The organism is Pantoea sp. alder81 (genome assembly GCF_020179835.1).
Taxonomy (GTDB): domain Bacteria; phylum Pseudomonadota; class Gammaproteobacteria; order Enterobacterales; family Enterobacteriaceae; genus Pantoea.
In genome coordinates this window covers 809,138-831,987 of sequence record NZ_JAIUDA010000002.1, presented here as the reverse complement: position 1 = coordinate 831,987, position 22,850 = coordinate 809,138, and the positions used below count along the sequence as shown (strand labels likewise).

At 55.5% G+C, this 22,850-nt stretch carries 20 protein-coding genes; 13 read left to right on the top strand and 7 right to left on the bottom strand.

The window, feature by feature from the left end; translation table 11 throughout:
• Complete coding sequence (locus LBW88_RS08790; RefSeq protein ID WP_034825834.1) at window positions 1-984, bottom strand: substrate-binding domain-containing protein; 984 nt, start codon at window positions 982-984, stop codon at window positions 1-3.
• A 12-nt stretch (window positions 985-996) separates the two neighbouring features.
• Window positions 997-1,827, bottom strand: coding sequence for a DeoR/GlpR family DNA-binding transcription regulator (locus LBW88_RS08785; protein ID WP_224930723.1), 831 nt, complete (start codon window positions 1,825-1,827; stop codon window positions 997-999).
• Window positions 1,828-2,407: 580 nt separating this feature from the next.
• Between LBW88_RS08785 and LBW88_RS08780 the strand changes: the two genes are divergently transcribed.
• Entirely contained in the window at window positions 2,408-3,466 is a 1,059-nt protein-coding gene (locus LBW88_RS08780) for a DUF1176 domain-containing protein (protein ID WP_224930726.1), read from the top strand.
• Between the two features lie 103 nt (window positions 3,467-3,569).
• Here the strand turns inward: LBW88_RS08780 and ampH are convergent, their stop codons facing one another.
• The 3 genes from ampH to tal all read right to left on the bottom strand — a co-directional run bounded on the left by ampH (window position 3,570) and on the right by tal (window position 7,920).
• On the bottom strand, window positions 3,570-4,745 hold the full coding sequence (gene ampH, locus LBW88_RS08775; RefSeq protein WP_224930729.1) for a D-alanyl-D-alanine-carboxypeptidase/endopeptidase AmpH: 1,176 nt from the start codon (window positions 4,743-4,745) through the stop codon (window positions 3,570-3,572).
• 145 nt (window positions 4,746-4,890) lie between these two features.
• Window positions 4,891-6,900 (bottom strand): transketolase, encoded by a 2,010-nt coding sequence (tkt, locus tag LBW88_RS08770; RefSeq protein ID WP_224930732.1) that lies wholly within the window; start codon window positions 6,898-6,900, stop codon window positions 4,891-4,893.
• Between the two features lie 69 nt (window positions 6,901-6,969).
• The gene (gene tal, locus LBW88_RS08765) at window positions 6,970-7,920 is read right to left on the bottom strand and encodes a transaldolase (RefSeq protein WP_224930734.1); all 951 of its coding nucleotides are present in this window, start codon (window positions 7,918-7,920) and stop codon (window positions 6,970-6,972) included.
• A 328-nt stretch (window positions 7,921-8,248) separates the two neighbouring features.
• On the opposite strand from tal, the gene maeB reads away from it, so the two are divergent.
• A complete protein-coding gene (gene maeB, locus LBW88_RS08760) occupies window positions 8,249-10,528 on the top strand; it encodes an NADP-dependent oxaloacetate-decarboxylating malate dehydrogenase (protein ID WP_224930737.1) in 2,280 nt (759 codons plus the stop codon).
• Window positions 10,529-10,903: 375 nt separating this feature from the next.
• Here maeB and hemF read toward each other — a convergent pair whose 3' ends face one another.
• Both hemF and amiA read right to left on the bottom strand, forming a co-directional pair.
• The gene (hemF, locus tag LBW88_RS08755) at window positions 10,904-11,824 is read right to left on the bottom strand and encodes an oxygen-dependent coproporphyrinogen oxidase (protein WP_224930740.1); all 921 of its coding nucleotides are present in this window, start codon (window positions 11,822-11,824) and stop codon (window positions 10,904-10,906) included.
• 47 nt (window positions 11,825-11,871) lie between these two features.
• The gene (amiA, locus tag LBW88_RS08750; protein ID WP_224930743.1) at window positions 11,872-12,729 is read right to left on the bottom strand and encodes an N-acetylmuramoyl-L-alanine amidase AmiA; all 858 of its coding nucleotides are present in this window, start codon (window positions 12,727-12,729) and stop codon (window positions 11,872-11,874) included.
• A gap of 210 nt (window positions 12,730-12,939) precedes the next feature.
• Here amiA and LBW88_RS08745 point away from each other — a divergent pair, with 210 nt between their 5' ends.
• From LBW88_RS08745 to LBW88_RS08695, 11 genes are all read left to right on the top strand, one after another.
• Window positions 12,940-13,365 carry a GNAT family acetyltransferase gene (locus LBW88_RS08745; RefSeq protein ID WP_224930746.1) on the top strand — a complete coding sequence of 142 codons (426 nt, stop codon included), beginning with the start codon at window positions 12,940-12,942 and terminating at the stop codon, window positions 13,363-13,365.
• 7 nt (window positions 13,366-13,372) lie between these two features.
• Window positions 13,373-13,831: a DUF2919 domain-containing protein gene (locus tag LBW88_RS08740; protein WP_224930749.1), complete on the top strand. Its 459-nt coding sequence runs from the start codon at window positions 13,373-13,375 to the stop codon at window positions 13,829-13,831.
• Window positions 13,832-13,894: 63 nt separating this feature from the next.
• Entirely contained in the window at window positions 13,895-14,515 is a 621-nt protein-coding gene (locus tag LBW88_RS08735) for an RpoE-regulated lipoprotein (RefSeq protein ID WP_224930752.1), read from the top strand.
• 96 nt (window positions 14,516-14,611) lie between these two features.
• Window positions 14,612-15,508, top strand: coding sequence for a Dyp-type peroxidase (locus LBW88_RS08730; RefSeq protein WP_224930755.1), 897 nt, complete (start codon window positions 14,612-14,614; stop codon window positions 15,506-15,508).
• A 194-nt stretch (window positions 15,509-15,702) separates the two neighbouring features.
• A complete protein-coding gene (locus LBW88_RS08725; protein WP_224930759.1) occupies window positions 15,703-16,719 on the top strand; it encodes a sulfate ABC transporter substrate-binding protein in 1,017 nt (338 codons plus the stop codon).
• A complete protein-coding gene (cysT, locus tag LBW88_RS08720) occupies window positions 16,719-17,552 on the top strand; it encodes a sulfate/thiosulfate ABC transporter permease CysT (protein ID WP_224930762.1) in 834 nt (277 codons plus the stop codon). Before LBW88_RS08725 ends, cysT begins: the two co-directional genes overlap by 1 nt.
• A complete protein-coding gene (gene cysW / locus LBW88_RS08715) occupies window positions 17,552-18,424 on the top strand; it encodes a sulfate/thiosulfate ABC transporter permease CysW (protein WP_224930764.1) in 873 nt (290 codons plus the stop codon). The genes cysT and cysW overlap by 1 nt, the downstream gene beginning before the upstream one ends.
• A complete protein-coding gene (gene cysA / locus LBW88_RS08710; RefSeq protein WP_224930767.1) occupies window positions 18,414-19,502 on the top strand; it encodes a sulfate/thiosulfate ABC transporter ATP-binding protein CysA in 1,089 nt (362 codons plus the stop codon). The genes cysW and cysA overlap by 11 nt, the downstream gene beginning before the upstream one ends.
• Window positions 19,503-19,574: 72 nt before the next feature.
• A complete protein-coding gene (cysM, locus tag LBW88_RS08705) occupies window positions 19,575-20,456 on the top strand; it encodes a cysteine synthase CysM (protein ID WP_224930770.1) in 882 nt (293 codons plus the stop codon).
• 178 nt (window positions 20,457-20,634) lie between these two features.
• A complete protein-coding gene (locus tag LBW88_RS08700; protein ID WP_224930773.1) occupies window positions 20,635-21,315 on the top strand; it encodes a response regulator transcription factor in 681 nt (226 codons plus the stop codon).
• On the top strand, window positions 21,312-22,673 hold the full coding sequence (locus LBW88_RS08695; RefSeq protein ID WP_224930775.1) for an ATP-binding protein: 1,362 nt from the start codon (window positions 21,312-21,314) through the stop codon (window positions 22,671-22,673). Before LBW88_RS08700 ends, LBW88_RS08695 begins: the two co-directional genes overlap by 4 nt.
• Window positions 22,674-22,850: the final 177 nt, after the last annotated feature.

Sequence of the window (22,850 nt, the reverse complement as noted above, 5' to 3'; positions counted from 1 at the left end):
TTACAGCCCCATTTTCACCAGTTTTGGCAGGTTTTCTTTATCCAGGCTTTCGGTGTTGTTACCGAGGATGGTGTGGGTCGCCTCGTCAACTTTCACTTTGCCCAGACCGTCGATGGTCATACCGTCGGTGATTGGCTCTTTCTTCTGCATCATGTCGGCGATACGCACGAACACTTCACCGGCGGTTTGTGGATTCCAGATGTAGCCGCCTTTGATCGCGCCACGCTGCACCAGAGAAGCACCCTGGCCCGGGCTGAAGGCGCCAATCACGCAGACCTGATCAATCTTGTTACGGTTCATCACTGCACGACCGGCACCAATTGGGCCCTGCGATCCGAATGCCATAATGCCTTTCAGATCCGGGTATTTGGACATCAGCTCGTTGGTGGTACGAATGGAGTCATCCAGCGATTCGCCGACGCCGAATTTGTCGGTCACCATCTGCATTTTTGGGTAATGTTCTTTCTGATAATTCAGCGCCGCATCGGTCCACTGTTGATGCAGTGGCACGGTCAGGCTGCCAACGTACATGGCGTATTTGCCCTCTTCATGCATGCATTTCGCCAGCGCTTTCATATGGTTGATGCCGTGCGTTGGGGCATCTACCAGTTCGAAATCCCAGTTCGCACCTTTCTGATCCGGTGATTCGTGGGTGATGACCTGAATACCAGCTTCACGCGCACGTTTCAGCACCGGCTCCAGCACTTTCGGGTCGTTCGGCACCACGCCGATGATGTCGACTTTCTGCGCAATCAAATCTTCAATTGCACGCACCTGCAGGGCAGGGTCGGCGGCGGTTGGGCCTACCATCCATGCATCAATGCCGCGTTTCGCCGCTTCACTCTTGATGCCCGCTTCCATGGCGTTGAACCACGGAATACCGCCAATTTTCACCACGATGCCCATGCGTAATTTGTCAGCAGCGTGCGCGCCGGTGGCGGCAAACAGAGCAAGCAGAGAACAGGCGATAAGATGTTTTTTCATAAAGACTCCGGATTAATTTTTTATTAGCTGCATTGAATTGTTGCGCTGTGAGCAATCAATAATATTGACGCCGTTCCAGGCTAATTCTTGTTCCAGCTCTTTGTCTTTTAATTGGTCAGTGATGAGAAAGTCCACATCGCGATAATGACAAATACGCGCGAATGAGGGCCGCAGGAATTTACTGGCATCAAGCAGCAGATGTTTTCTTTCTGCTGCCAATAACATCTGTTGTTTTAAATGTGCGTTGTTTTCATTACCTTCACGTAAATAACCGTCATTGCCTAAACTGCTACAGGAAAAAAAGATCTTATTAATCTGAAATTCCCGTAAAGGCTGCTCAGCGACAACACCATGGAAATCTTCATAACGGTCAGAATATTCTCCCCCCAGACAGATGGTGCGGATACTGCCCCGCGCCGCAAGGGTTTGGACAATTCTGATGGAGTTAGTTAATACCGTTAATTCAATATCCGGCAGCTGTCGCGCTAAATACCAGCAAGTAGTGCTACTGTCGAGTAATATACAATCGCCGGGGCTGATGAAATCGAGTGCACGTTTGGCTATCACCATCTTTGCATCTACATGTTCATTCATGCGCTGGCGGAAAGATAATTCATACTCGTTAACACCCCTCGTATTCCCCTGAATGTTAGCGGCTTGTCGTTTTGCTGGTACTGCACCGCCGTGGCTACGTTGCAACAGCCCACGTTTCTCCAGCTGAGTTAAATCACGACGAATGGTTTCTTGCGAAACCTGACACAACGTGACTAATTCAGCGACAATAACCCGACCATTTAAATTTAGTTCGTCAATAATTCGCTGCTGTCTTTCAATCGGCAACATGACTTCCCTCCGATGGCTATAAAGTACTGGATACCGCAGCGGGAAAATGTGGACTGCGCACGAGTCCGCAGTGGTCAAAATGCCCGGCGACGTAAGAGTGATGTGAGTCGAATTTTTATGTAAATGAGATCTAAAATTTTCATTTAATAGAGATCTGATTCACATAAACACGCGTGTTAGCGCTAAATCGGGGGATCGGTAGCAAACAATTATTACCGTATGAAAACACCTTATCATGACCGGTTGTGACCGTTTATGTGTATTTGACCGATTTGTGATGTGAATAAAAATTGTTTTGAGCTTAACCCTTACAAACGGCGTGGCTGCGCCAGGGCAGATATTTCACTCACATGCACACTTTTAAGAAAAACATGACTCCACAGTCCGACGAATCCGATTGAGCGGAAATCAGTCAAAAAGGATGATGGAACCCTTGCTTCTCCAGCCTTAGATCGCCCCAGGCGACGGCTTTTTCAGCAGTTAGTACCGCTTTTAGGGCCAGCTCACAGTTTCGGCCTGCTGACCACGTTGCCGTTACGCTATGATTTCCTTTCAAGGAATTTGGGGACCTTTTTTTTTGATGTCTTATTGGATGAAGTTGCTGCTTTTATTGCCCTTTGTGTTTGTCGCGTGCGTTCAGGCTGAGCCACTGCAAAAGTCATTTTCTGACTGGCAGCTCACCTGTAACAACGCGGCTTTTTGCGTGGCGCGCAGCTTTCCGGGGGACAACGGATTAGTGATGACCCTTTCACGCGGCGCTGGCGTTAACGATCGCCCACTGCTGCGTATCGATTACGGCAGCGCGTACAGCGGAGAACTGCCCGGTGGTCCGTTAAAGGATAATTTGCTGCTGGATCAGCGTCGCCTGACACCAGACCTCAAACACTGGAGTGTGGAGCCACACCATCTCGCCACCAGCAATGCCATCGCCATCGATGAATTTCTGGCGCAAACGCTGGACGCCCATACTCTGCAACTGACCTATCAGGCGAAAGCCATCATTCCACTTAGCGGCATGAAAGCGGCGCTCCTGCTGATGGATGAAGTTCAGGGCCGGGTGAATGGCGCCAGCGCCTGGGTGAAGCGGGGCGATCGCGCGCAATGGGATGTTCCCCCTGTGCCGCAGGCCCCGCAACTGCCTGCTCCCTTGCCGCAGCCAGCGCCGTTGACCCAGGAAGAAACCAGCGGGCTGATTGATTACGGTACATGGCGAGTTAACACCGATAACTGTTCGCTCGATCCGCTGAGACGTGAAGTGAGTGTGGCGCCGCTCACCGACACGAAAGCGCTGCTATTAATCAGTTGTGAAACCGGTGCCTACAACGTGATTGATTTGGCGTTTGAAGTGACGCGCAGCCAGCCCTATGTGGCACGCGGACTGACGCTAACCTTGCCGTTTACGCCACCGGGACGCAGTGACAATCAAATGGAACTGGTTAATGCTGAATTTGATGCCAGCAACGGTTTGCTTTACACCTTCAGTAAAGGTCGCGGTCTGGGCGATTGCGGTGTCGCTACGCGCTGGCAATATGACGGCAATGAATTTGCGCTGGCAGAGTATGCTGAAGAGAAAACCTGTGATGCCTGGCATAGCAGTGATGATTGGCCAACCCTGTGGGTCAGCCAACCCCCTAGATAATTCGCACTGCAGATGCGTTGGCTGTTTTCATTCACCCCAGTCACTTACTGATGTAAGCTCCTGGGGATTCATTCAATTGCCGCCTTTCTGCTTCACGAATTATTTAGGGGGAAGGTATGGCATTGATCATCATCGGTGAGCCATTTTGATTACCGACCAGCTCCGCCAGCAGGTTATTCACGCCATCACTCATCGGTGTGAAGCGTGACAGCGGTGAACGGGTCACCACCACAAATACCCCGACGTTACTTTGTGGCACCATCGCCATGTAAGTAATAAAGCCGCCGCCGCCGCCGGTTTTTTCAATAATTCCCGGACGTCCCTCCTTCGGCCCCATATACACCCAACCCATGCCTAACGCATCGGCACGACCGGGCACATCCATACCTTCCACTTTGGTCAGCTGGTCACGGCGATAGATCAGCGTTTGCAGACGATCAACCTGTGGCGTGCGGTGATTGACCGCCGAGTTCAGGAACTGCTGCATCCAGCGGCCCATATCGTCCGGCGTAGAGTAAACGCCACCGCTGCCCACTGCCGCGAGGGTGTTATTGCACGGGCTGGCGCCTTTTTCTGGAATCATCAGACGCTGGCACTGATCGGGTGATGGCGTAAAGGTGGTGTCTTTCATGCCGAGTGGGCGAGTTACTAACTGCTGCAACAGCGCCGGATAGGGCATGCCTCCCGCTTTCGACAGGGCATCGCCCAGCAGATCAAAGCCGAGATTGGAGTAAGCGGCCTGGGTGCCCGGCGTGGCTTTCAGCTGCGCACCTTGCAGCCATTGCCAGCGATCGGCTTTGGTTGGCCAGACAAACACCGGTCGATGCGGTTTGCCGCCCGGCTGTTCACGTGGCAGGCTGCCGGTATGGGTGGCGAGGTTGATCAGGCGAATCGGCTGACCGTTGTAATTCGGGACGCGCGCGCCAGCCGGTGCATATTTGCTCAGCGGATCGTCAAGGCGAATCTGTCCGCGTTCCGCCATCTTGACCATCACTTCGCTGGTCATCAGCTTGCTCAGCGAGGCGATGCGAATCACCGAATCAAGCTGAGGGCGCACGTTATTGCCAGGGCTGGTATCGCCAAAGCTGGCGAACACGCGCTGATTGCCATCGATCGCCACCAGCGCCATGCCGGTTGCGCCGCTGCCATAGAAGATGTGCTCGGCGTAACGATCCACAATCTGAGAAGCCAGCAGCGGATCGGCCACCGTCTGCGCCATGCTTTTTAATGGAAGCACTGAAACCATTAAGGCCAGTAAAAAGGGAGTACGTTTTTTCAACGGGAAAGCGTCCGCAACAGGATTCGGAGGAAAGCTTATAGTAATCAGTTTGTGCGAGGCGTGAAGGGGGAAGGCAGGATTTTTTTCTGTATCAGGCTGTGATCAAAAAACGGCCCTTACGCCAAATGACGCAGGGCCGGATCGATTAGTGTGGCTTGAGTAATGCTTCGGTATGGCTCACGATATTTTCCACGGTAAAGCCAAATTCCGGGAACAGCTTGCCGGCCGGTGCAGACTCACCAAAGGTGGTCATACCGACAATCGCGCCATCCAGTCCAACATACTTGAACCAGTAATCGGCAATACCGGCTTCAACCGCCACGCGCGCTTTCACGCCGGAAGGCAGCACGGATTCGCGATAGGCCGCATCCTGCTTATCAAACACGTCGGTGCAGGGCAGCGACACTACGCGTACCTTGTGACCGCTGGCACCGAGTTTATCCGCCGCGCCCAGCGCGATTTCAATCTCAGAACCGGTGGCGATGATGATCGCTTCTGGCGTGCCCGCGCAATCCTGCAACACATAACCGCCTTTAGCGATATCCGCTACCTGTGCTTTGCTGCGTTCGGGCTGCAGCAGATTTTGACGCGACAGAATCAGCGCCGTAGGGCCATGGTGGCGCTCAACGGCGGCTTTCCAGGCCACGGCGGTTTCCACCTGATCGCACGGACGCCAGACGCTCATATTTGGCGTCACGCGCAGGCTGGCGAGCTGTTCCACCGGCTGATGCGTCGGGCCATCTTCGCCCAGGCCAATCGAGTCATGGGTGTACACCATCACCTGACGCGCTTTCATCAGCGCCGCCATACGCACCGCGTTGCGCGCGTACTCAACGAACATCAGGAAGGTCGCGGTGTACGGAATAAAGCCGCCGTGATGCGCCAGACCGTTACCAATCGCCGTCATACCAAATTCGCGCACACCGTAATGAATGTAGTTCCCAGCGAGATCCTCTTTGATCGACTTCGAACCCGACCAGATGGTGAGGTTACTCGGCGCAAGGTCTGCTGAACCGCCCAGCAGCTCTGGCAGCAGTTTGCCATACACTTCCAGCGTGTTCTGAGAAGCCTTACGGCTGGCGATTTTTTGCGGATTAGCCTGCAACTGGTCAACAAAGGCCTGAGTTTCCTCACTCCATTTGGCAGGCATACCGCCATCCAGACGACGACTGAACTCGGCGGCGAGATCCGGGTGTGCGGCTTTATAGGCGGCAAACTTCTCATCCCAGGCTTTCTCACGCTGGCTGCCGGCCTCTTTGGCATCCCACTGCTGATAAATCTCTTTCGGGATCTCAAACGGTGGATGGTGCCAGCCCAGTTTCTGGCGGGTGAGTGCCACTTCCTGCTCGCCCAGCGCGGCGCCATGTGACTCTTCTTTACCGGCTTTGTTCGGCGAACCGAAACCAATCACGGTACGGCAGATGATCAGCGAAGGCTTATCGGTGACGCTCTGCGCTTCTTTGATCGCCGCCGCAATGGCTTCAGGATCGTGGCCATCAATGCCTTCCGCACTGCCAACCACGTGCCAGTTGTAGGCTTCGAAACGTTTATGCGTGTCATCGGTGAACCAGCCTTCGGTTTCACCGTCAATTGAGATGCCGTTGTGATCGTAGAAACCAATCAGTTTACCGAGGCCCAGCGTGCCCGCCAGCGAGCTGACCTCATGCGAGATCCCCTCCATCAGACAGCCATCGCCCATAAACACGTAGGTGTGATGATCGACGATATCGTGGCCCGGGCGGTTGAACTGTGCTGCCAATGTGCGCTCAGCAATCGCCATCCCCACGGCATTCGCCAGGCCCTGGCCCAGCGGACCGGTGGTGGTCTCCACGCCCGGCGTGTAGCCAATTTCGGGATGGCCCGGTGTTTTCGAATGCAGCTGGCGGAAGTTTTTCAACTCTTCCATCGGCAGGTCATACCCGGTGAGGTGCAGCAGGCTGTAAAGCAGCATCGAACCGTGGCCATTGGAGAGGATAAAGCGGTCGCGGTCGGCCCAGGCCGGGTTGTTAGGGTTATGTTTGAGGACATCGCGCCACAGCACTTCGGCGATATCCGCCATCCCCATTGGCATACCGGGGTGACCAGAATTTGCTTTTTGTACCGCATCCATACTTAAAGCACGAATCGCGTTAGCCAACTCTTTGCGTGAAGACATAGGGTTCTCCCTTATGATTGGGCAAATGAGGACGGGCAGACGCCCGTCCGACATGAAAAGGGTGGTGATTTACAGGCGAGAAGCCAGCACATCTTCCAGCTTCTGCTGGTCAATGGCGAATTGACGGATGCCGTCAGACAGTTTTTCCACCGCCATTGGATCCTGGTTATGTTCCCAGCGGAACTCCGCTTCGGAGAGCGATGCAGGCTGGTGGAAACCTTCGGTTGAAGGCTCCAGTTTGCGCTCCAGTGGCGCATCGCTGTTCGCCAGTTCTTCCAGCAGGTTAGGGGAGATGGTCAGGCGGTCACACCCGGCCAGCGCCTGAATCTGCTCCACTTTACGGAAGCTGGCACCCATGATCACGGTGCTATAACGATGCTTCTTGTAGTAATCGTAGATACGACGCACAGATTTCACGCCAGGATCTTCATCCACCACGTACGGGTCGAGCGGTTTACGGGTGTTGTACCAGTCATAAATACGGCCGACAAACGGGGAGATCAGGAACACGCCGGCTTCGGCACAGGCACGCGCCTGAGCAAAGGAGAACAGCAGCGTCAGGTTACACTGGATGCCGTTCTTCTCCAGTTCTTCGGCGGCTTTGATCCCTTCCCAGGTTGAGGCCAGTTTGATCAGGATGCGCGAACGATCAATGCCGTTCTCTTCATACATCCGCACCAGTTTTTCAGCCTTGGTCACACACATGCCACGATCGAAGGAGAGGCGCGCATCCACTTCGGTCGAAACACGGCCCGGTACGCTTTTCAGAATTTCCATACCGAGATTGATCGCCACTTTGTCGCTGGCGTTAATGATTTGCGTCTCTTTGCTGCCGCCCTGTTTTTTCGCATAGTCGATGGCGTCATCAATCAGATGTTTGTAAGCGTCAAGACCGGAGGCTTTCAGAATTAAAGAGGGGTTAGTTGTTGCGTCTTCCGGATGGTAATGGCGAATAGATTCGATGTCGCCGCTGTCCGCCACCACGGTGGTGAACTGTTTCAATGCATCTAGCTGGTTCATCGCTTAACTCCTTGATTAGCAATAATGTGGGCAGGGTATTCGTGCCCTTTCCTGTTGAGTCCTGGCTCAACACAGTGCTACAGACGTTGCACGAAGAAAATGCGTTTTCTCTGATTGTGGCGTCGGAGTACTTCTGTGACAGAAGAGGTTGCCTGATCGGTTCAGCTACGCTTTTTGCCATCCATAAGCATAGCAGGCTGCACCAAAGCCGCAGGCGAAGCCGTGGCAATCTGTGCCCTTGTAACTGTGTGTTCTTTGAGCGCCTTCACCCTCTTTTGTGCCGTAAATTCCTATACTGGTGGCTTTCAGCCGTGCCAAAGGATGCCCAATGGACGATCAACTCAAGCAAAGTGCGCTCGACTTCCACCAATACCCCACTCCCGGAAAAATTCAGGTTTCACCCACCAAACCGCTGGCGACCCAGCGTGATTTAGCGCTGGCCTATTCGCCAGGCGTGGCGGCACCTTGTCTGGAGATCGCGGCCGATCCGCTGGCGGCGCATAAATACACCGCGCGCGGCAATCTGGTGGCGGTGATTTCCAACGGCACGGCGGTGCTAGGGCTCGGCAACATCGGTGCGTTAGCGGGTAAGCCGGTAATGGAAGGTAAAGGTGTATTGTTCAAGAAGTTCGCCGGTATTGATGTGTTTGATATCGAAATTGATGAGCTGGACCCGGATAAGCTGATTGAGGTGATTGCCGCGCTGGAGCCGACATTTGGCGGCATCAATCTGGAGGACATTAAAGCGCCGGAGTGTTTTTACATTGAGCAGCAGCTGCGTGAGCGCATGAAGATTCCGGTGTTTCACGACGATCAGCACGGCACGGCGATCATCTGTACCGCGGCGGTGCTCAATGGTCTGACTATCGTGAAAAAGGCCATCTCCGATGTGCGGCTGGTGGTTTCCGGCGCGGGGGCTTCAGCGATTGCCTGCCTGAATTTGCTGGTGGCGCTCGGCATGCAAAAGCACAACATTGTGGTGTGCGATTCGAAAGGGGTGATCTACCGCGATCGCGAACCGAATATGACGCCGACCAAAGCCGAGTATGCCATTGAGGATAATGGCTCTCGCACGCTGGATGAAGTGATTGCGGGCGCGGATATCTTCCTGGGTTGTTCTGGTCCGAAAGCGATGACGCCAGAGATGGTGAAGAAAATGGCGCAGGACCCGCTGATTCTGGCACTTGCCAATCCTGAGCCGGAGATCATGCCGCCGCTGGCGAAGGAGGTCAGGCCGGACGCGATTATCTGCACCGGGCGCTCGGATTTCCCCAATCAGGTTAACAATGTGCTGTGCTTCCCGTTTATTTTTCGTGGGGCGTTGGACGTAGGGGCTACCGCCATTAACGAGGAGATGAAGCTCGCGGCGGTGCATGCGATTGCGGCGTTGGCGCAGGCCGAGCAGAGCGATGTGGTGGCGTCGGCGTATGACGATCAGGATCTGAGCTTCGGTCCGGAGTATCTGATTCCTAAGCCGTTCGATCCGCGTTTAATTGTGCAGATCGCGCCTGCCGTGGCGAAAGCGGCGATGGAGTCTGGCGTGGCGACCCGACCGATCGCCGATTTCGATGCCTATCGTGAGCAGCTCACCGAGTTTGTGTATAAAACCAATCTGTTTATGAAGCCGATTTTCTCGCAGGCGCGCAAAGATCCCAAGCGGGTGGTGATGGCGGAAGGAGAGGAAGTGCGGGTGCTGCATGCGACACAGGAGCTGGTGTCGCTGGGGCTGGCGAAGCCGATTCTGATTGGTCGTCCGAATGTGATTGCGATGCGTATTCAGAAACAAGGGCTGAAGATCGAAGCGGGCAAGGATTTTGAGATCGTGAACAACGAATCCGATCCGCGCTTTAAAGAGTACTGGAATGAGTATTACCAGATCATGAAACGGCGCGGCGTGACGCCTGAAACCGCTCAGCGCGCGGTGATCGGCAATCCGACCTTGATCGGTGCGATCATGGTGCATCGTGGCGAGGCTGACGCGTTGATATGCGGCACCATCGGCGATTACCGTGAACATTACGATGTGGTGGAGAAGGTATTTGGTTTCCGCGATGACGTAAAAGTCGCCGGGGCGATGAACGCGCTGCTCCTGCCGAGCGGTAACACTTTTATTGCTGATACTTACGTTAATGAAGATCCCAGTGCGGAACAGTTGGCGGATATCACATTGCTAGCGGCTGAGACGGTGCGCCGTTTTGGTATCGAACCGCGCGTGGCGCTGCTGTCGCACTCCAGCTTTGGCACCTCGAATGCGCCGGGCGCACGCAAGATGCGTGAAGCATTGGCATTGATTCAGAGCCGTGCGCCGGAAATGGAGATCGATGGTGAGATGCACGGTGATGCGGCGCTGGTGGAGAGTATTCGTCGCGAGTTGATGCCCGACAGTCCGCTGAAAGGCACCGCTAATCTGCTGATCATGCCGAACGTGGAAGCGGCGCGCATCAGCTATAACCTGTTGCGCGTGTCGTGCTCGGAAGGGGTGACGGTGGGGCCGGTGTTGATGGGGATCAGTAAACCGGTGCATGTGCTGACGCGCATTGCATCGGTAAGGCGCATTGTGAATATGGTGGCATTAGCGGTGGTGGAGGCGCAGACCGAGCCGCTTTGATGAATTGTGGTTAGGTGGCCAACAGCTGGAGGCTGTTGATGCGGTGGTGGGCTGTTGCGGTTTTACGATGGTGTGGTGGTGCGGGCCTTAGCACCTCTGCTGCTGCCGGGCCGTCCTCGCGCCGCTTGCGCGGTACCCTCGGCTTTCACGTCGTGCCGACGGATCGTTCGGGTAAGGCCATCCAGGCCAACCCGAACTGCCAGCCGCATCCATGCGCCTGGCTCCAGCCAGCGTTATCATCAGATCCAATACGCAGCTTCAAACAGTGTTTCATTCAGAATCTACAAGCAGCCCAGGACAGGGTTGCCCACTGCTAAGACGACATTACCATCAGATCCAATAATCAGCCTTAACACCAGTTTGTATGAAATAAGGTTACTCACCCAATCCCAGCCAATCCTTCACCGGCAGGAAATCGCTGTAGAGTGCCGCTTCTGGCGTGCCGGCTTCGGTTTGATAATCATATTCCCAGCGCACTAGCGGCGGCATTGACATCAAAATCGACTCGGTGCGGCCGCCGGTTTGCAGGCCGAACAGCGTGCCGCGATCCCACACCAGGTTGAATTCGACGTAGCGCCCGCGACGATAAAGCTGGAACTGACGCTCGCGATCGCCCCACGGCAGCGCTTTGCGCTTTGCGACGATCGGCAGATACGCGTCCAGATAACCCTTGCCCACGGCCTGCATAAAATCGAAGCAGTGATCAAAGTCCGGCGTGTTCAGGTCATCGTAAAACAGTCCGCCGATGCCGCGCTGCTCATTGCGATGCTTAAGGTGGAAATAGTCATCACACCATTTCTTGTAGCGCGGATAGACGTCTTCACCGAACGGCTGGCACAGGTCAAACGCGGTTTGATGCCAGTGCAGCGCATCTTCCTCGAAACCGTAATACGGTGTGAGATCGAATCCGCCACCGAACCACCACACTGGATCGGCACCCGGCTTCTCGGCAATGAAGAAGCGCACGTTGGCATGACTGGTGGGGACGTACGGATTTTCCGGGTGGACAACGAGTGACACGCCCATGGCTTCAAAACTGCGGCCGGCCAGTTCAGGACGATGCGCGGTGGCAGAGGCGGGCATTTGATCGCCGTGCACGTGCGAGAAGTTCACGCCCGCCTGCTCAAATACAGCACCGTTGCGCAATACGCGGCTGCGTCCGCCGCCGCCGCCTGGGCGCTGCCAGTCATCTTCGGCGAAGGTCGCCTGGCCATCGGCTGCCGCCAACTGGGCGCAAATTTCATCCTGAAGCGTCAATAAGAACGCTTTGACGCGGGAAATATCGGGATTGCTCATGAGTCACTCGTTCCGGAAATTTGCCGCGATTCTATCACAGGAAAAAGCTACGCCTGGTGCCGATCGTACTCGTTAAAGTAATTGACGATGCCATCCGCAATCGCGCTGGCGATCTTCTGGCGGAAGGCGGTGGTGCCCAGCAGTTGCTCTTCACGCGGGTTGGTAATAAACGAGGTTTCGACCAGCACCGACGGGATTGAAGGCGACTTCAACACCGCAAACGCGGCCTGTTCAGTATGCTGGCTGTGCAGATGATGCACCGGGCGGATCTGATCCAGCACATGTTTGCCCAGCGTCAGGCTGTTGCGGATGGTATCGGTCTGCACCAGATCGAACAGAATCTGGTTCAGGTAGTTATCTTTCTCCTGCACTTCCGCGCCGCCGACCTTATCGGCATCGTTTTCTCGTTGAGACATATAGCGCGCCATGGCACTGCTGGCACCGCGATTCGACAGGGCGAACACCGATGCGCCGTTGGCATCCGGGCTGGTGTAACCATCGGCATGAATCGACATAAACAGGTTGGCGCCGTGCTGGTGTGCGATCTCCACACGCTGATACAGCGGGATAAAGTGATCGCTGTCGCGCGTCAGGCGCACTTCCACTTTAGGGTGATTTTGCAGCAACGTGCGCACGGTGTTCGCAATCGCCAGCACCACATGTTTCTCTTCCGAACCCTCTTCGCCCACCGCGCCTGAATCAATGCCGCCGTGGCCGGGATCGATCATCACGATGCGTTTGCCATTGGTCGCCGGTTTCGGCGGCGTGTGACCATTGCTCACGCGCAAATTGGAACTCTCTTCTTTCGCCATCACCGCGCGGGGTGACAGCACTGCCAGCGCAAGGCCAGACAGGAGCAACTGACGCCGATTGGTGAGGCGCTTCAGCAGTGAAATTTTACTCATAATGGGGTCCCTGACAGAAAATCCTGCCCAGTGTTATATCGTAACAACTGCCTTGCGGCGACTTCACAACCATTTCAGCGCATTACTTTGTATTACACGGTACTAACAGCAATTTAGCCGTTTTTTTCCTCCGTTGCGCGGCGTGAGGGTTGCGCCTGGCAAAGAATGCGTGATAATCAGCGAATTGTGCCTAATTGCAGGGTAACGCCGATGGAAATCCGCTCATTCCGCCAGGAAGATTTTGAAGAAGTGATCACGCTCTGGGAGCGTTGCGATCTGTTACGCCCATGGAACGATCCTGAACTGGATATCGAACGTAAAATGAACCACGACGCCGAACTGTTTCTGGTGGCGGAAGTCGGCGGTGAAGTGGTCGGCACGGTAATGGGCGGCTACGATGGTCATCGCGGTTCAGTTTATTACCTCGCGGTGCACCCGGATTATCAGGGGCGCGGTTTTGCCAACGCGCTGATGAATCGCCTTGAGAAGAAGCTGATCGCGCGTGGCTGTCCGAAAATCAATCTGATGGTGCGTGAAGAGAACGATCAGGTGATCGCTTTCTATGAAAAGCTTGAGTACGAGCCAGTAGATTCGGTGCTGTTGGGTAAGCGCCTAATCGAAGACCGCGAGTATTAAGCTGCCCATGATGGGGCTGAAATATTTGCCAGATGAGTATGATGCGAAAGGGCAGCTACGGCTGCCATTTCTTTTCTGGCTGATCTTGCTACTGCAAGCGCGTACCTGGCTGTTGCTGGTGATGGCGGGCGCATCTCGTCAGCAGGGCAACGATCTGCTTGTACTGTTCTATCCAGACCGTCAGAGCTTTTGGATTGGGTTAGCGCTGGGCATTCCGGCGGCAATCGGTTTGTTGCTCACCGGCTATCGCCAACGCTGGCCGCGCCTGTGGCAGCGCTGGCGACTTGTGCTCATCGCATCGTTTTTAATCAGTCTGCTGTCGCAGGGCTACGGTCTGTGGCAGGGCGCTTTTCCCGATTCCCCGTTGCCGTTGCTACTGACGCTGTTTGACCTGCTGGCGCTGGTCTGGCTACAAGCTCATCAGCGCCTGCGCGACTGTTTTCTGCCGGAACATCACATCGAATAAACTTTTTGCCGGTTTGCGACTCCAACAGGCACGCCAATCGGCACAAGAGATCAAGGAGCATTCATGAAAGTTGTTCGTCCCGCACTGCTGGTCAGCGCCATGATTCTGGCGGGTTGCGCCAGTTCAGGTTCCTCTACCGCCTCCAGCGCGAGCGAAAGTCATTGGTATAATCCGCTCAGCTATCACTGGTCGGCATTGAATCCGATGACCTGGTTTGGTGGATCACTCACTGTGACCGAGCAGGGCGTGGCAGGCTTAAGCAGCACCACCGCCATGTCAGAAGCGGCGATCGGTAAAGCACTGAACAATGATTATCAACTGCGTCAGGGCATGCGCACCCAGAATGGTCAGGTTGTCGATTTCTGGCAGGCGCTCGAGGATGGCAAAGTGAAGTTGGTGATCAACGGCCAGAGCAGCGTTGAACGCATTGAAGTGATGGATGCGGATGCAAAGAGCGCAGACGGCAGCAAAATTGGCGATTTGTTTAGCGCCAAATTCAGTAAAGCCTTCGACAACTGCAAACTCACCACCGGATTAGATGCCCGCGATATTGAATGTCGCGCACCGGGTAGTCAGCACATCTCTTATGTTTACAGCGGCGAAGGGCACGGACCCGAAGGTTTAATGCCCGCTGACGACACCTTAAAAAGCTGGAAAATCAGCAAGATCGTTTGGCAGCGCTAAGCAAAAAAAAGTTGCGTTAACGCACAACCATTGTGTGGCTTTCCGGTATGATGTGGGCGAAAAATCGTCCTAACTTTCATGCCGGAGAGCAGTGCAATGTCTCAATTTCAGAGCGGGATCCTGTTGGAGCACCGCCGTTTCGCCATTTGGCTTGAAGCCCGCGTCACGGGCGATCTCGATGCTGTCCGCCAGGGGAGCAAAACCTTCCTGCAACACCTCGAACTGCTGCAACAGAAATTTACCGATGCCGGATTAGGCGCGGTGATCGCTTTTGGCGATGCACTGTGGCGCGATCTGCAAGGCCAGGGTTCTGCTCCAGAGCTAAAAGCCTTTGCGCCGCTCGGTAAAGGCATTGCACCCGCGACGCAGCGTGATCTGCTGATCCATATTCAATCACTGCGCCATGACGTCAACTTTTCGCTGGCGCAGGCGGCATTGGCGGCTTTTGCTGACGCCGTGGACATCGAAGAAGAGACGCACGGTTTTCGCTGGGTGGAAGAGCGCGATCTCTCCGGCTTTGTCGATGGCACTGAAAACCCGCAAGGCGAGGCGCGCCAGCAGGTGGCGATTATCGCTAATGGCCCGGATGCCGGCGGCAGCTACGTCTTCACCCAGCGCTGGGAGCACAATCTCAAACTGTGGAATCGTATGGCGGTGGAGAAGCAGGAAGCGGTTATGGGTCGCACGAAAGTGGATAACGAAGAGTTGCCTGGCGATCAGCGTCCCGCCACCTCGCATCTCAGCCGTGTCGATCTGAAAGAAGAGGGCAAAGGGCTGAAGATTCTGCGTCAAAGCCTGCCTTACGGTTCGGCCAGCGGCACCCATGGCTTGTACTTCATCTCCTATTGCCATCGCTTGTACAACATCGAGCAGCAGTTGCTGAGCATGTTTGGCGAGCGTGACGGCAAGATGGATGCGATGTTGCGCTTCACCAAGCCGGTAACCGGCAGCTACTTCTTTGCGCCCTCGCTGGACGCATTGCAGGCGTTGTAACACGAGAGTGAGCGGCCTTATGCGCCGCTCACCGTTAATCCCGCCCGCCGCATAAACTCTCCCGCCGTCTTATGCCTTTTTAGACTTTGAAATCCCCAAACGATATATAAAACCGTTACTGGTTTGCCCTGAGTTATAAATACACTGACAGCATCTAATGGCATTGGCGATATCGCCGACTAGCAGGGTGCAGCATGACACTTCCGATTGCGAAAAAATGGATGAGCGGAATCGCCTTGTCGCTGGCGTTAGCCGGTGCAGCGCAGGCAACAGAGTTGTTGAACAGCTCTTATGATGTCTCGCGCGAGCTGTTTGTCGCCCTCAATGCGCCGTTTGAAAAGCAGTGGGATGCAGCGCATCCGAATGACAAATTGACGATTAAACAATCGCATGCCGGGTCATCAAAACAGGCGCTGGCCATTCTGCAGGGCTTACGTGCGGACGTGGTGACCTACAACCAGGTGACGGATGTGCAGGTGCTGCATGACAAAGGCAACCTGATTCCCGCCGACTGGCAATCGCGTCTGCCGAACAGCAGTTCTCCGTTTTACTCCACCATGGCTTTCCTGGTGCGCAAAGGGAACCCCAAGCAGATTCATAGCTGGGCTGACCTCGCGCGCGACAACGTGAAGCTGGTGTTCCCGAATCCAAAAACTTCAGGCAATGGCCGTTATACCTATCTGGCCGCCTGGGGCGCTGCCGATCAGGCGGATGGCAAAGACAAAGCGAAAACCGAAGCCTTTATGGCGAAGTTTCTCAAGAACGTTGAAGTGTTCGACACCGGCGGCCGGGGTGCCACCACTACCTTCGCCGAACGTGGCTTGGGTGATGTGCTGATCAGCTTTGAGTCGGAAGTGAACAACATCCGTAATCAATACGGCAAAGATGAATATGAAGTGATTGTGCCGAAAACCAACATCCTCGCGGAGTTCCCGGTGGCGTGGGTGGATAAAAACGTGGAGCAGAATGGCACCGCCGATGCGGCCAAAGCCTATCTGAACTTCCTCTACACCCCTGAGGCGCAAAAAATCATTACCGGTTTTTATTATCGCGTGAACAATCCTCAGCTGATGGCAGAGCAAAAAGATCGCTTCCCGCAGACGGCGCTGTTTAACGTGCAGGACGCGTTTGGTGGTTGGGAAAATGTGATGAAAACCCATTTTGCCAGCGGCGGTGAGCTGGACAAATTGCTGGCAGCGGGGCGCGGCTGATGTTTGCTTTAGCGCAAAAGCGCGTGCTGCCGGGATTTGGTCTTAGCCTTGGCACCAGTCTGCTGTTTACCTGCCTGATTCTGCTGCTGCCGATCAGTGCCTTGCTGATGCAGCTGTCCAACATGACGCTGGCGCAGTATTGGGATGTCGTCACCAATCCACAGCTGATTGCGGCCTATAAGGTGACGCTGCTGTCGGCTGGTGTCGCTTCCATTTTCAATGCGCTGTTTGGCATGTTGATGGCCTGGATTTTGACGCGTTATCGCTTCCCTGGCCGTGCGCTGCTGGATGGCTTGATGGATCTGCCGTTTGCACTGCCGACCGCCGTTGCTGGTCTGACGCTGGCCGGTCTGTTCTCGGTGAGTGGTTGGTATGGTCAATGGCTGGCCCATTTCGATATTAAAGTCTCTTACACCTGGCTGGGCATTGCGGTGGCGATGGCCTTTACCAGCATCCCGTTTGTGGTGCGCACGGTGCAGCCGGTGCTGGAAGAGTTAGGCCCGGAATATGAAGAGGCGGCAGAAACCCTCGGCGCGACGCCGTGGCAGAGCTTCCGCCGTGTGGTGCTGCCTGAAGTGGCGCCTGCGCTGTTAGCGGGCACGGCATTATCTTTCACGCGCAGCCTGGGCGAGTTCGGTGCGGTGATTTTCATTGCGGGTAACATCGCCTGGAAAACCGAAGTCACCTCGCTAATGATTTTTGTTCGTCTGCAGGAGTTCGATTACCCGGCAGCCAGCGCAATCGCCTCGGTGATCATGGCGGCTTCGCTGCTGTTGCTGTTCGCGATTAACACCCTGCAGAGCCGCTTTGGCCGTCGTTTAGGAGGCCACTAATGGCGGAGATTTCGCAGATTAATCATGCTGAACGCCAGCCGGTGAACTGGGGTAAATGGGTATTGATTGGCGTGGGCGCGCTGATCTCCTTCCTGCTGCTGGTGGTCCCGATGATCAGCATCTTCTGGGAAGCGCTGAATCAGGGGATTGTCGCTTCGCTCTCTAATTTAAAAGATGGCGACATGCTGCACGCCATCTGGCTGACGATCCTGGTGGCGTTGATCACCGTGCCGGTCAACCTGGTGTTCGGTACGCTGCTGGCATGGCTGGTGACGCGATTTACCTTCCCTGGCCGCCAGCTGTTGCTGACCCTGTTTGATATTCCGTTTGCCGTGTCACCGGTAGTGGCCGGGCTGATGTATCTGCTGTTCTGGGGCATTAACGGTCCGGCTGGCGGTTGGCTCGATGCCCACAATATCCAGATTATGTTCTCCTGGCCGGGCATGGTGCTGGCCACTATCTTTGTGACCTGTCCGTTTGTGGTGCGTGAGCTGGTGCCGGTGATGTTGAGCCAGGGCAGCAATGAAGATGAAGCCGCGGTGCTGTTAGGCGCCTCGGGCTGGCAGATGTTCCGCCGCGTGACGCTGCCGAACATTCGCTGGGCGCTGATGTACGGCGTGGTGTTAACCAACGCCCGAGCCATTGGCGAATTTGGTGCGGTCTCGGTGGTATCGGGATCGATTCGCGGTGAGACCTATACCTTGCCGCTTCAGGTTGAATTACTGCATCAGGATTACAACACGGTTGGCGCCTTTACTGCGGCAGCGCTGTTGACCCTGATGGCCATTTTGACGCTGTTTCTGAAAAGCATCGTGCAGTGGCGATTAGAGCATCAGCAGAAGCGCCTACAGGAGGAAAATCATGAGCATTGAGATTAAACAAATTAATAAATCGTTCGGTCGCACCCCGGTGTTGAACGATATCTCACTGGATATTCCTACCGGTAAGATGGTGGCGCTGCTGGGGCCGTCAGGCTCGGGCAAAACTACGCTGCTGCGCATCATCGCTGGGCTGGAGCATCAGAACAGCGGCCAGATTCATTTCCACGGTAAAGATGTCAGCCGCATTCACGCGCGCGATCGTCAGGTCGGCTTCGTGTTCCAGCACTATGCGCTGTTCCGCCACATGACGGTGTTCGACAACATCGCCTTTGGTTTGACCGTGCTGCCGCGCCGTGAGCGCCCGTCCGCCGCTGAAATTAAACAGCGTGTGACGCGACTGCTGGAGATGGTGCAACTGGCGCATCTCGCCAATCGTTTCCCGGCGCAGCTGTCCGGTGGACAGAAGCAGCGCGTGGCTTTAGCGCGTGCGCTGGCGGTGGAACCGCAGATCTTGTTGCTGGATGAGCCTTTCGGCGCGCTAGACGCGCAGGTGCGCAAAGAGCTGCGTCGCTGGCTGCGTCAGCTGCATGAAGAGCTGAAATTCACCAGCGTGTTCGTCACCCATGACCAGGAAGAGGCGATGGAAGTCGCTGACAGCGTGGTGGTGATGAGCCAGGGCAATATCGAACAGGTCGGGACGCCGGATGAAGTGTGGCAGGAACCAGCCACCCGCTTTGTGCTGGAGTTCCTCGGCGAAGTGAATCGCTTCGACGGTGAAGTACACGGCTCGCAATTCCATGTCGGTGCGCACCGCTGGCCGCTGGGCTATACGCCTGCGCATCAGGGTGAAATAGAGCTGTTTCTGCGTCCGTGGGAAGTGGATATCTCACGTCAGAGCAGCCTCGAAACCCCGCTGCCGGTACAAGTACTGGAGATCAGCCCACGTGGCCACTTCTGGCAATTAGTGGTGCAGCCAAGCGGCTGGCAGGGTGATGTCTTCTCGGTGGTCTACGACGGCGATCACACCGCTCCGATTCGCGGCGAGCGCCTGTTTGTTGGCCTGCAGCAGGCACGACTGTACAACGGCACGACACCGCTGCGTCCGGTTGCCTTTGCCGAAAGCGCCTGATATTTTTGACACTCCTTCGGGCGGGACTTTCCCGCCCGATTTCTTTGCGTCTCTTCTGTCTGGAACCAAACCGTGACCACACTAGAAAATACTATCGGCAACACGCCGTTGATCAGGTTGCAGCGCCTGACGCCGAATAACGGCAGTGAAATCTGGTTAAAGCTGGAAGGCAATAATCCGGCTGGTTCAGTAAAAGATCGTGCGGCTTGGTCGATGATCCACCAGGCGGAACTGCGCGGTGATATCCAACCCGGCGATCAACTGATTGAAGCCACCAGTGGCAACACAGGTATTGCTCTGGCGATGATCGCAGCGATGAAAGGCTACAAACTGCGCTTGCTGATGCCAGATAACATGAGCCAGGAGCGACAGGATGCCATGCGTGCCTATGGCGCAGAACTGGTGCTGGTGACGCGTGAACAGGGCATGGAAGGCGCCCGCGATTTGGCGCAAGAGATGGCCGATCGTGGCGAGGGCAGGGTGTTAGATCAGTTTAACAATCCCGACAATCCTCTCGGCCACTATCTCACTACGGGTCCGGAAATCTGGCAGCAGACGCAGGGGCGCCTGACGCATTTTGTCTCCAGTATGGGCACCACGGGCACCATCACCGGCGTCGGTCGCTATCTCAAAGAGTTTGCACCGGCGGTGAAAGTCATTGGTTTACAGCCGCAAGAGGGCAGCAGCATTCCCGGCATTCGACGCTGGCCCGAGGCTTATCTACCGGGAATTTTCCGTCCTGAGTTAGTGGATGAGGTCATCGATATGGCACAGCTGGAAGCCGAGGAAACCATGCGTGCGTTAGCGCAGCGTGAAGGGATTTTCTGCGGTGTGAGTTCAGGAGGCGCTGTCGCAGGTGCACTTCGCATCGCCGCGGCCCATCCCGGTAGCATCGTGGTGGCAATTGTTTGCGATCGCGGCGACCGCTATCTCTCCACCGGCGTGTTCCACTAACCTTCTTCCCCCCGCATTTTATCTGGCCTGAGCGTACTGTTGTGGTGCGACCGGGCCATTTTTGTCTATAGTCTCCCTGATAATCGTCTGGTGTTGGCACTGTAAGGATCGAGTAAAATCGGCTGCGTTCATTGCCAACTCAGGCCAAAATAGCGGCAATTTTGTACGAGAGATAAAGATGAAAATTCTGCTTGTTGATGACGATGTAGAACTTGGCACCATGCTGAGCCAGTACCTGATTGCGGAAGGCTTTGAAACGCAATTGGTTTTAACCGGAACCGCCGGGGTTGAAGGTGCGCTGTCGGGCAACTATACCGCGATGATTCTCGACATTATGCTGCCGGATATGAGCGGTATTGATGTGCTGCGTCAGGTGCGCCAGAACAGCCGCTTACCGGTCATCATGTTAACCGCCAAAGGCGACAACATCGATCGCGTCATCGGCCTGGAAATGGGCGCGGACGATTATGTACCGAAGCCGTGCTATCCGCGTGAGCTGGTGGCGCGTCTGCGTGCCGTGCTGCGTCGTTTTGAAGATCAGGCGCCGGTTCAGGACAAAAAAGAAGTGCTGCGCTGGGGCGAACTGAGCCTGAATCCGGCCACACGCATCACTGAATGGCAGGGCAAAGCCTTTGACCTGACCGCCTCTGAATTCAACCTGCTGGATCTGCTGCTGCGTGCGCCAGATCGCGTAGTGTCGAAAGATGAATTGTCAGAGAAAGGGCTCGGCCGTCCGCGTGAAGCTTACGATCGCAGCGTGGATGTGCACATCAGCAATATCCGTCAGAAGCTGGCTGCGCTGACCGCCGACAGCATTAACATTGAAACTGTGCGCAGTATTGGTTATCGCATTCGATGAAACACAGCTACCGCGGCCGCATGTTCTGGAAGATCCTACTGGGCTTCTGGATTGTTTTTGTCATTATCAGCCAGCTGCTGTGGCTAGGTTTTACGCTTTCCGGTAATCGTCATGAGCCACCCGAAATTGTCGCTATACGCCGTATTGTGAATTTACAGATGGCGTCCGCGGTTTCTGTTCTTGAACGCGGCGGACCGAGTTCACTGGATGACATGATGGCCGATTGGGAACCCAACGACCGTCAGTTCTTCTCAGTCATCCAGCATGATAAACCCGCTGCTACGCCGGGCAATGCACCGCCTGAGACCTTCAGTGAACCTTTCCACGGCCCATTCCCCAGTATTATTGTGCGTTGGGTGAAAGGACAGGACGGCAAAGAGTACGAGCTGCGTTACGACGTCAAAGGGTTGCGTGAGGATAGCTCGATGGGCGGCGGCGGGCCGCGTCGTATTCTCAACATTCCAGAGCCGATGTTCACCTTTGCCGGTGCGCTGGGGCTGCTGTTTAGCCTGTTGCTGGCCTGGAACCTGACGCGCCCGATGCGTCAGCTGCGTGAAGGTTTTGCCCGCGTCTCCAGTGGCGATTTGTCAGTGCGACTCTATCCGGTGATGCGCCGACGCCATGATGAGCTTTCCAGCGTGGCACAGGATTTCGATGCCATGGTGGAGCGTCTTGATACGCTGGTGAAGGCGCGCGAGGAGCTACTGCACGACATCTCCCACGAACTGCGTTCACCGCTGGCCCGCCTGCAATTGGCGACCGGTCTGGCGCGGCAAACGCCGGAATCGGTCGAGTCCTCTCTCAATCGCATCGATGAAGAAGCGCGTCGCCTCGATAAGATGATTGGCGAATTGCTGACGCTGTCGCGTGCGGAACACGAAAGCATGCCGGGCGAGCAGTATTTCGACCTCACAGGTCTGCTGCATGCGGTGGTCACGGATGTGCGCTATGAAGCACAGATCCCAGGCGTGAAAGTCGACTTTCAGGTCGATGAGAACGCGGATTACACCGTGCACGGCAATGCTGAGTTGATTCGCCGTGGCGTGGAGAACGTGCTGCGTAATGCGCTGCGCTTCTCGCACAAAGGTCAGCACATACATGTGCGGTTGCAGGCCGAAAATCAGTGGCTGGCGATTCGCGTACGCGATCAGGGGCCGGGCGTGGACGAAGAGAAGCTCTCCAGCATCTTTGATCCCTTCGTACGCGTTAATTCGCCACTGATGGGCAAAGGATACGGCTTAGGGCTCTCTATCGTACGTAAGGTGATTCTGGCGCATCACGGTGAGGTACAGGCGGTGAATCGCCCTGAGGGTGGTCTGGAGCTGACCCTGAAGCTGCCGCGCTGGAAGCAAGACTGAAGGTTTTAAGGGTCCTGTAGTTCAAGTCAGCCACACAGTCAATAACCGCACCTATTGTGGAATGCTCGTTTGTTAAGCCTCGGGGGGATGACGCAGTCTGGTGTCGTTCAGGGGCTGGCGGTCCTCTCGCCGCTGCGCGGTACCTTCACTTCATTCGTCTGCCTGACGGAACGGCGG

What these genes read in the sequence shown, in the direction of transcription:
- LBW88_RS08695 (WP_224930775.1), top strand. Translation starts at nt 21,312, where the DNA reads ATGAAACACAGCTACCGCGGCCGCATGTTCTGGAAGATCCTACTGGGC.
- LBW88_RS08700 (WP_224930773.1), top strand. Translation starts at nt 20,635, where the DNA reads ATGAAAATTCTGCTTGTTGATGACGATGTAGAACTTGGCACCATGCTG.
- cysA (WP_224930767.1), top strand. Translation starts at nt 18,414, where the DNA reads ATGAGCATTGAGATTAAACAAATTAATAAATCGTTCGGTCGCACCCCG.
- LBW88_RS08785 (WP_224930723.1), bottom strand. Translation starts at nt 1,827, where the DNA reads ATGTTGCCGATTGAAAGACAGCAGCGAATTATTGACGAACTAAATTTA.
- LBW88_RS08780 (WP_224930726.1), top strand. Translation starts at nt 2,408, where the DNA reads ATGTCTTATTGGATGAAGTTGCTGCTTTTATTGCCCTTTGTGTTTGTC.
- LBW88_RS08790 (WP_034825834.1), bottom strand. Translation starts at nt 984, where the DNA reads ATGAAAAAACATCTTATCGCCTGTTCTCTGCTTGCTCTGTTTGCCGCC.
- tkt (WP_224930732.1), bottom strand. Translation starts at nt 6,900, where the DNA reads ATGTCTTCACGCAAAGAGTTGGCTAACGCGATTCGTGCTTTAAGTATG.
- amiA (WP_224930743.1), bottom strand. Translation starts at nt 12,729, where the DNA reads ATGAGTAAAATTTCACTGCTGAAGCGCCTCACCAATCGGCGTCAGTTG.
- tal (WP_224930734.1), bottom strand. Translation starts at nt 7,920, where the DNA reads ATGAACCAGCTAGATGCATTGAAACAGTTCACCACCGTGGTGGCGGAC.
- cysW (WP_224930764.1), top strand. Translation starts at nt 17,552, where the DNA reads ATGGCGGAGATTTCGCAGATTAATCATGCTGAACGCCAGCCGGTGAAC.
- LBW88_RS08730 (WP_224930755.1), top strand. Translation starts at nt 14,612, where the DNA reads ATGTCTCAATTTCAGAGCGGGATCCTGTTGGAGCACCGCCGTTTCGCC.
- LBW88_RS08725 (WP_224930759.1), top strand. Translation starts at nt 15,703, where the DNA reads ATGACACTTCCGATTGCGAAAAAATGGATGAGCGGAATCGCCTTGTCG.
- maeB (WP_224930737.1), top strand. Translation starts at nt 8,249, where the DNA reads ATGGACGATCAACTCAAGCAAAGTGCGCTCGACTTCCACCAATACCCC.
- LBW88_RS08745 (WP_224930746.1), top strand. Translation starts at nt 12,940, where the DNA reads ATGGAAATCCGCTCATTCCGCCAGGAAGATTTTGAAGAAGTGATCACG.
- hemF (WP_224930740.1), bottom strand. Translation starts at nt 11,824, where the DNA reads ATGAGCAATCCCGATATTTCCCGCGTCAAAGCGTTCTTATTGACGCTT.
- LBW88_RS08740 (WP_224930749.1), top strand. Translation starts at nt 13,373, where the DNA reads ATGATGGGGCTGAAATATTTGCCAGATGAGTATGATGCGAAAGGGCAG.
- cysT (WP_224930762.1), top strand. Translation starts at nt 16,719, where the DNA reads ATGTTTGCTTTAGCGCAAAAGCGCGTGCTGCCGGGATTTGGTCTTAGC.
- LBW88_RS08735 (WP_224930752.1), top strand. Translation starts at nt 13,895, where the DNA reads ATGAAAGTTGTTCGTCCCGCACTGCTGGTCAGCGCCATGATTCTGGCG.